General features: G+C 58.8%; 6 protein-coding genes and 1 pseudogene. 2 read left to right on the forward strand and 5 right to left on the reverse strand.

From position 1 onward, the window contains the following. Positions 1 to 245, forward strand: a pseudogene (locus Q0520_RS02330) (NADPH-dependent F420 reductase); the annotation flags it as partial. A 272-nt stretch (positions 246 to 517) separates the two neighbouring features. After that, positions 518 to 1,666, forward strand: coding sequence for an iron-containing alcohol dehydrogenase (locus tag Q0520_RS02335; RefSeq protein WP_298666048.1), 1,149 nt, complete (start codon positions 518 to 520; stop codon positions 1,664 to 1,666). Positions 1,667 to 1,713: 47 nt separating this feature from the next. Here Q0520_RS02335 and Q0520_RS02340 read toward each other — a convergent pair whose 3' ends face one another. From Q0520_RS02340 to nuoE, 5 genes are all read right to left on the reverse strand, one after another. After that, positions 1,714 to 3,522: an aldehyde ferredoxin oxidoreductase family protein gene (locus Q0520_RS02340; RefSeq protein ID WP_298666051.1), complete on the reverse strand. Its 1,809-nt coding sequence runs from the start codon at positions 3,520 to 3,522 to the stop codon at positions 1,714 to 1,716. Continuing rightward, entirely contained in the window at positions 3,522 to 4,010 is a 489-nt protein-coding gene (locus Q0520_RS02345) for a 4Fe-4S dicluster domain-containing protein (protein WP_298666053.1), read from the reverse strand. Before Q0520_RS02345 ends, Q0520_RS02340 begins: the two co-directional genes overlap by 1 nt. A gap of 168 nt (positions 4,011 to 4,178) precedes the next feature. Further along, positions 4,179 to 4,946 (reverse strand): 2Fe-2S iron-sulfur cluster-binding protein, encoded by a 768-nt coding sequence (locus Q0520_RS02350; protein WP_298666056.1) that lies wholly within the window; start codon positions 4,944 to 4,946, stop codon positions 4,179 to 4,181. A 2-nt stretch (positions 4,947 to 4,948) separates the two neighbouring features. Then, positions 4,949 to 6,823, reverse strand: a complete 1,875-nt coding sequence (locus Q0520_RS02355) for an NADH-ubiquinone oxidoreductase-F iron-sulfur binding region domain-containing protein (protein ID WP_298666059.1) — start codon at positions 6,821 to 6,823, stop codon at positions 4,949 to 4,951. After that, positions 6,804 to 7,225: NADH-quinone oxidoreductase subunit NuoE (gene nuoE / locus Q0520_RS02360; protein WP_298666061.1), on the reverse strand; the 422-nt coding region annotated here is incomplete at its 5' end. The genes nuoE and Q0520_RS02355, both read right to left, overlap by 20 nt.

Consider the following 7,225-nt stretch of genomic DNA (forward strand, 5'->3'; position numbering starts at 1 on the left):
TCAACAACATCCCGGCAGGCAAGTGGCAGAAACTCTCCGAACCTCTCGACTACACTGTCTGCGTCTGCTCGGATCATGCCGACGCAAAGGCGGTTGTCATGGAACTTGTCAACTCGATCTCAAAACTGAAAGCACTGGACGCAGGGCCGCTCGCCGTATCCCCGTACGTCGAGGCGATCACGCCGCTCGTCATTAACATCGCGCGTTTCAGCAAGATGCGGGACGTAGGCGTTTACTTCAGGTAAAGACCTCCATCACCTCTTTTCTACGCAGGTCATCGAACCGGGAAAATTCTCATTATATACCGAGGGCGCCGGGTACGAATGGCGCGCAAAAATACTGCCCGGTATAGATCGTGCCATCATGTGCGTCATATTTCCCATCAATACATTTATGCAAATGCGTGTTGGGGGAATCACACGAAAATGCCGGCCGACCAACAAAATAATATATCGTCAAAGACATTGGGTCACCAATCGCAGGGCACCCTGGGGGTGCCTGTGAGGGGGGAAAAGAGATGACATCCACCTTTCTGAACCCGCCTGTCGCCCTCATGGGCGCTGGAGCGGTGAAAGATATCGGGACCTGGGCGAATATGCTCGGGGCAAAAAAAGCATTCATTGTCTGCGGGATCGGGAAGCACGGCAAAGAACTCGCGGAAGATATCGGGGCCCTTCTCAAGGGGGCCGGTGTTAATTATGTCGTCTATCCCGGTGCCGAACCGAACCCGACTGACAACGCCGTTCACAAAGGCGCCGAGACCTACAAAAAAGAAGGCTGTGACATGATCGTTGCCGCTGGCGGCGGGTCTCCGATAGACTGTGCAAAGGGGATCGGGATCATCGTCTCCGGTGGGGGGCAGATCTATGACTACGAAGGCGCCGGCAAGGTCAAGAAGCCTCTGCCACCCCTGATCGCTGTCAACACGACCGCCGGAACCGCCTCGGAGATGACAAACTTCGCCGTCATCACCGACACCCGCCGGCACGTCAAGATGGCCCTCGTCGACTGGAAGATGACCCCGAAGGTCGCGATCAACGACCCCGAACTGATGAAGAGCATGCCGCCCGCACTCACCGCCGCCACCGGCATGGACGCCCTCACTCATGCAGTCGAGGCCTATGTCTCCACCATCGCCACACCGACCACGGACGCCGCCGCTATCAAGGCGATAGAGATCATTTCAAAATACCTCAGGCCGGCCGTCGCCAACGGTGACGACATGGTCGCCCGCGACATGATGGCCCACGCCGAGTACCTCGCCGGCATTGCCTTCAACAATGCAAGCCTCGGCTACGTCCACGCAATGGCCCACCAGCTCGGCGGCTTCTACAACCTGCCGCACGGCGTCTGCAACGCCATCCTCCTGCCGCACGTCGAGAAGTTCAACCTCATCGCCGCACCCGAGCGCTTCGTCGAGATCGCAAAGGCCCTCGGGGAGAATGTCGAAGGTCTCTCCACCATCGAAGCGGCGAACAAAGCCATCGACGCGATCAGGAGACTTTCCGCCGACATCGGCATCCCGCCGGGCGTGAAGCAACTCGGCGCAAAGGAGGCCGACATCCCGACCCTGGCAGAAAATGCCATGAAGGACATCTGCAACCTCACCAACCCGCGGAAGGCGACCAAAGAAGATGTCATCGCGATTTACAAAGAATCGATGTGAGAAAAAGACGGGAAAGACACAAGATAGCAGAGAAAAAAAAGAGGGGTTCAGGCCAGATCGGCCAGGCCAAGCTCTTCCAGTTTCTCTTTTTTCGGGATACCGTCTGCGTCCCAGCCGCGGATCTCGTAGTAGTGCGGGAGCATTTCAGGGAGATGGTTGACCCCGCCCTTTGCAGGTCCTGCCGGGATCGGGTCGTTGAGGAGCCGCGGCGGGAGGATGTCGTCCTTGCCTGAATAGCCGTTCTGCACGATGAACATCCGCTCGAGGTTGTAGATACGCTCGCCGATCGCCATGACCTTCTCGGTGGTGTAGTCGATACCTGTCGCCGCCTTCAGCTCGGCAGCGATCTCGTCGGCGCCGATCGCAAAGGAGGCGAAGAGACAGGTACCTGAGGCTGAGAGGGCACCGGTGAGGTCCTGGAAGACCTTGAGGATCTCGGGCTTCCCTTCGGTGACTGAGGGGTCCATCTTCATGGGCAGGCCGAGGATCTCCGGTGAGATGGTGTAGCCCCGCACATGGCAGCCACCGCGGTTCGAGGTGGCGTACTCCAGGCCAATCCCCTGAATCGCACGCGGGTCGTACGCGGGCATTTCCTGCTTCTTCACGGTCATCGAGAGTTCGGGGTGGCCGTACTTCGTGGCAAGGCGGTACGATCCCCCGGCGATCTCATCTCCAAAGCCATCGCGGTAGGCAGTGGCACGGGTCAGTGCGACCATTGCATCGGCATTGCCGAACTTGAGGTCATACCCGGTCTTCTCGGGGTCGAGAGCACCGATGTCGACGAGTTCCATCGCACAGGCAATCGTTGAACCCACGGAGATGGTGTCCAGCCCTAGTTCGTTGCAGAGGAAGTTTGCCTTCAGGACAGCATCCATATCATGGATGCCGCAGTCAGAGCCGAAGCACCAGGCGGACTCGTACTCGGGCCCCTCACCGATCTCATTGAACCTGCCCTTTGCCTTGGCAACACGGCCACAGCCAATCACACAGGATGCACAGCCCTTGTTGTGGAGGAGGTGGTTCTTGGTGAGAGTCTCGCCGGAGATCCTGTCGGCATCGGGGTCGTAAGACTCGCGCCAGTTTTTCACCGGGAGAGCGCCGGACTCGTTGATGATATTGACAAGGATGTTGGAACCGAAGGTCGGCAGGCCCTGGGAAGTGACCGGGTTGTCACTGATCTTCTTCCGTGCAGCGCGGACGGCGTTAAGGAAGCCTTCTCTGTCGGCGACCCGGATACCGCCTGTGCCGCGGACGGCGATGGCCTTCAGGTTCTTCGAACCCATCACCGCACCGATACCGGTCCTGCCGGCGGCACGGTGCTTGTCATTCATGATACAGGCGAAAAGGACGAGATTTTCGCCGGCAGGGCCGATGCAGGCGATCTCTGCGTCAGGGTCGGTCTCGGCCTTCACGGCGTCGTCGGTCTCGTAGACCGTCTTCCCCCAGAGCGCGGAGGCATCGCGGAGTTCGACGTGATCGTTGTTGATCCAGACGTAGACCGGTTTTGCAGCCTTTCCCTCGAAGATGATCAGGTCGTAACCGGCGTACTTGATCATCGGACCGAAGTAGCCGCCTGAGTTTGAGGAGGCAAGGGTGTTGTTCAGCGGGCCCTTGGCAACGACGTCGTAGCGCCCTGTCGAGATGCCCATCGTCCCTGTCAGGGGTCCGGTCGCAAAGATGAGTTTATTCGCCGGGGAGAGGGCGTCCACCTTCGGGTCGACCTCGTCCATGAAGTACTTCTCGCCAAGGCCACGGCCACCGATGTAGTTCTCGGCGGCGTCCTTTTTCAGGGACTCCTTTGTGACCTTTCCCTCGGTCAGGTTGATACGGAGTACAGTCCCAGTCCATCCATACATCAGACATTCACCTCCGAGAGACCCGCAGCAAGTTTTGCGGCGAACGCTTTCTTCCTCTGAACATTTGCGGTGTCGGCGGGCAGGTACTCGATCGCCTTTGCCGGGCAGAACTCGGCGCACATCGGCGCACCCCCGCACTGATCACATTTCATGGTCTGCTTTGCAGCAGCGTTGTACGAGATGTTGCCGAAGGGACAGGCCATCACACACATCCGGCACCCGATGCACCTGGCGCCGTCGATACCGACAAGACCGGTTTCAGCGTCCTTGTGAAGAGCGCTGGTCTTGCAGGCTGCGACACAGGCAGGTTTGTCGCACTGCAGGCAGGTCATCGGCACATTTACCCCTGCCTCAAACCTGAGGACGGAGATGTTCGAGGCGGTCGGCTTAAATTCGCCTACATGCCCGATAGAGCATGCCAGTTCGCAGGTTCCGCAACCAATACACCTTTCGGGGGTGATCAGCAGCAAACTTTCGATTTTCTCCACTGTAATACACTCCTACGAACGACAATTGAGGGCGACTCAATTTAAATATTTCTATAATGGCCGTCGATTATCTAAAGAAAAATTTAATTTTTAATGATAAATTATGTTGTTTTTGTTAATATGAAGTGTTTTAGTTATGGAAATGTGATAGGGGGAGACATTAACCTATCACACATGCCCCCCCTGCGCTCCGTCGAGAAGGACGATGGTGCGGGCCTCTGCGATCTTGCGGCACCTGGGGCAGAGGACCCTTGTGTCTGTCTGCTCGAACTCAGGCTTCGCCGCTTCAAGTTGCTCTTCTGTCGCAAAGGGTGTGCCGCAGGCATCACAGGCAACAAGTCTGAAGGTGCGGTCCCAGATCGTCCGTGTTCCGTCCTTCTCGGTGACCACGATCGCACCGGTCGGGCAGACCTCGGCACATGAACCGCAGCCGATACAGGTCTTCGAAGGTTCATTGAAGGGGGTGTTCACCTCCTTCTCCCAGCCGCGGGAGACGAAGTCGATGCACTCATTGCCGAGTTCGGCACAGGCCCGGACACACCTGCCGCACCTGATGCAGAGGTCGACCTCGCCTTTCTGCACGAAGCGCTCGTCAGGAACATCAACGCCGTACTCCTCCGCAAGTTTCTGGAGGACCGGCGACTGCGGTGAGCGGGCGATGAGGAGTTGGATGACGAACTTACGTGCCCGCCGCACGTCCTCAGTGTCGGTGAAGATCTCGACAGGGCCTCTGATCGGGTACATGCATGAGATAGCAAGGCTCTTCCTCCCCCTGTCGATGACCTCTACCTGGCAGAGGCGGCAGTTGCCATCGGCTGGCAGACCGGGATGATAACAGAGTGTCGGGATCTCAATTCCAAGGGCCTCCGCCGCTTCGAGGGCGGTCGTCCCCTTCTCGACCTCTATCTTCTTCCCGTCGATTGTCACTTCAATCATGATTACTCACTCCTCCGAACGACCTTGATCGCCCTGAAACGGCATGCATCCAGGCACGAACCGCAGGTGATGCAGGTCTTTTTGTCAATGAGATGAGGCCGTTTCTTCTCACCGGAAGCTGCACCAACAGGACAGACCTTCTCGCAGAGCGTACAACCCGTACAGACCTCCGGGTCAACTTCCAGTGCATAGAGGCCGCTGCAAACACCCGCACGGCAGAACCCCTCCTTCTCGTGTTCTTCGTATTCCTCGGGGAACCAGTGCATCGTCGAGAGGACAGGGTTTGCCGCGGTCTTCCCGAGGCCGCAGAGGGCGGTGTCCCGCACATTCTCCGCGATCCCTTTCAGGAGGGCGGTGTCCCTGGCCCGCGCCTTCCCCGAGGTGAGGCCGTGGAGGAGGGTCTGCATCGCCTTCAGGCCCTCGCGGCAGGGCGTGCACTTGCCGCACGACTCCTCGACCAGGAAGTCGACGAAGTACTGGGCGACATTCACCATGCAGGTGTGGTCGTCCATGACGATCATGCCGCCAGACCCCATCATCGACCCCGCAGCCTTAAGCTGGTCAAAGTCAACAGGACGGTCGAGTTCGCTCGCAGGGAGACAACCGCCTGAGGGGCCACCGGTCTGCACCGCCTTGAACTCACGGTCATTGGTGACACCGCCGCCGATATCGAAGATCATGGTGCGGAGGGTCGTCCCCATCGGGACCTCGACGAGGCCGGAGTTCTTCACCTTGCCGACAAGGGAGAAGACCTTCGTGCCTGTGCTCTTCGGCGTGCCCATGCTCTTGAACCAGTCGGCCCCCTTGAGGACGATCTGCGGGATGTTCGCCCATGTCTCAACATTGTTGAGAACGGCAGGGGCGTCCCAGAGGCCCTTCTCCGTGGAGCGGATGTACTTCACCCGCGGCACGCCGGCACGCCCCTCGATCGAGGTCATCAGGGCCGTGGACTCACCGCAGACAAAGGCACCGCCGCCCCGGAAGATCTCGATGTCGAAGTCGAACCCGCTGCCGAGAATGTTTTTCCCGAGGAGGCCGACCTCCCGCGCCTCTTCGATGGCGAGGCGGAGGTGCTCGACGGCGAGCGGGTACTCGTTCCGCACATAGATGATGCCCCGCGTGGCGCCGACAGCATAACCGCCAATGGCAAGACCCTCAAGCATGGTATGGGGGTCACCCTCCATGACGGCACGGTCCATGAAGGCGCCGGGGTCACCTTCGTCGCCGTTCACGACGACGAATTTCTGTGGGGCCTCTACGACGGCTGCAGACTCCCACTTCACCCCTGTCGGGAAACCGCCACCGCCGCGGCCGCGGAGCCCCGAGTCCTTCACGACCTTCACGACCCCCTCCGGTCCCATGGCAAGCGCCTTTGCAAGCCCGGCATAGCCGCCGGCAAGGATCGCATCGTCGAGAGAGAGGGGGTTGATCCGACCGAGGTTTTTGAGGACGACATGCCTCTGGCGGGAGTAGAACGGGATCCCATCCGGCGAAGATATAGTCTGTTTCTTCGCAGGGTCACGATACAGAAGTCTCTGTACAAGTTCACCGGTAAGGACGGTCCTCTCCATGATCTCGGGGACGTCCTTCTCCCGGACATGCTGGTACAGGACCTCGTCCCCTCCCTTCTTCAGACGGAGGATGACAAGAGGCCCGCGCTCGCAGAAGCCCTGGCAACCGGTTGCCTCTGCCTTCAGGTCCACATCAACTTTCAAACCCTTCTCATCCACATAGGCGAGGATGGCGTTGTAGATGTTCATGCTCCCGTTCGCAAGGCATCCCGGACCTGCACAGACCCAGATACGGGGGATGTCGGACTCTCCGGCGACAAGGCCGGCCCGATAGTCATCAAGGTCTTTAATCGTTGCGAAGTGCATCTTTCCTCTCCTCCTTGAGGATCTCCGGGATCTGGGAGATGGTCACCTTTCCATAGACCCGCTCGTTGATCATGATAACAGGCGCCATTGCACATGCGCCCAGGCAGTTCACTGTCTGGATGGTGAAGATCCCGTCGGGAGTCGTCTCACCAGCCTTGATGCCGAGTGATTTCTCGAGTGTACCGACAAGGCCGGGCGCACCGCGAAGGTGGCACGCCGTCCCATTACAGACCTTGATGACTTTCTTACCCTGGGGAACAAGGCTCAGGGCCTTATAGAACGTGGCAACGCCAAATACCCGGCTTTCGGGAACACCAAGATAACTTGCGACTTCCCGCATCGATTCGATCGAGATATAACTGTACTGTGCCTGAATATCCTGCAACGCTGCGAGCAGATATC

Origin of the sequence: uncultured Methanofollis sp., from assembly GCF_937919355.1 — an archaeon.
In the GTDB taxonomy this organism is placed as follows: domain Archaea; phylum Halobacteriota; class Methanomicrobia; order Methanomicrobiales; family Methanofollaceae; genus Methanofollis.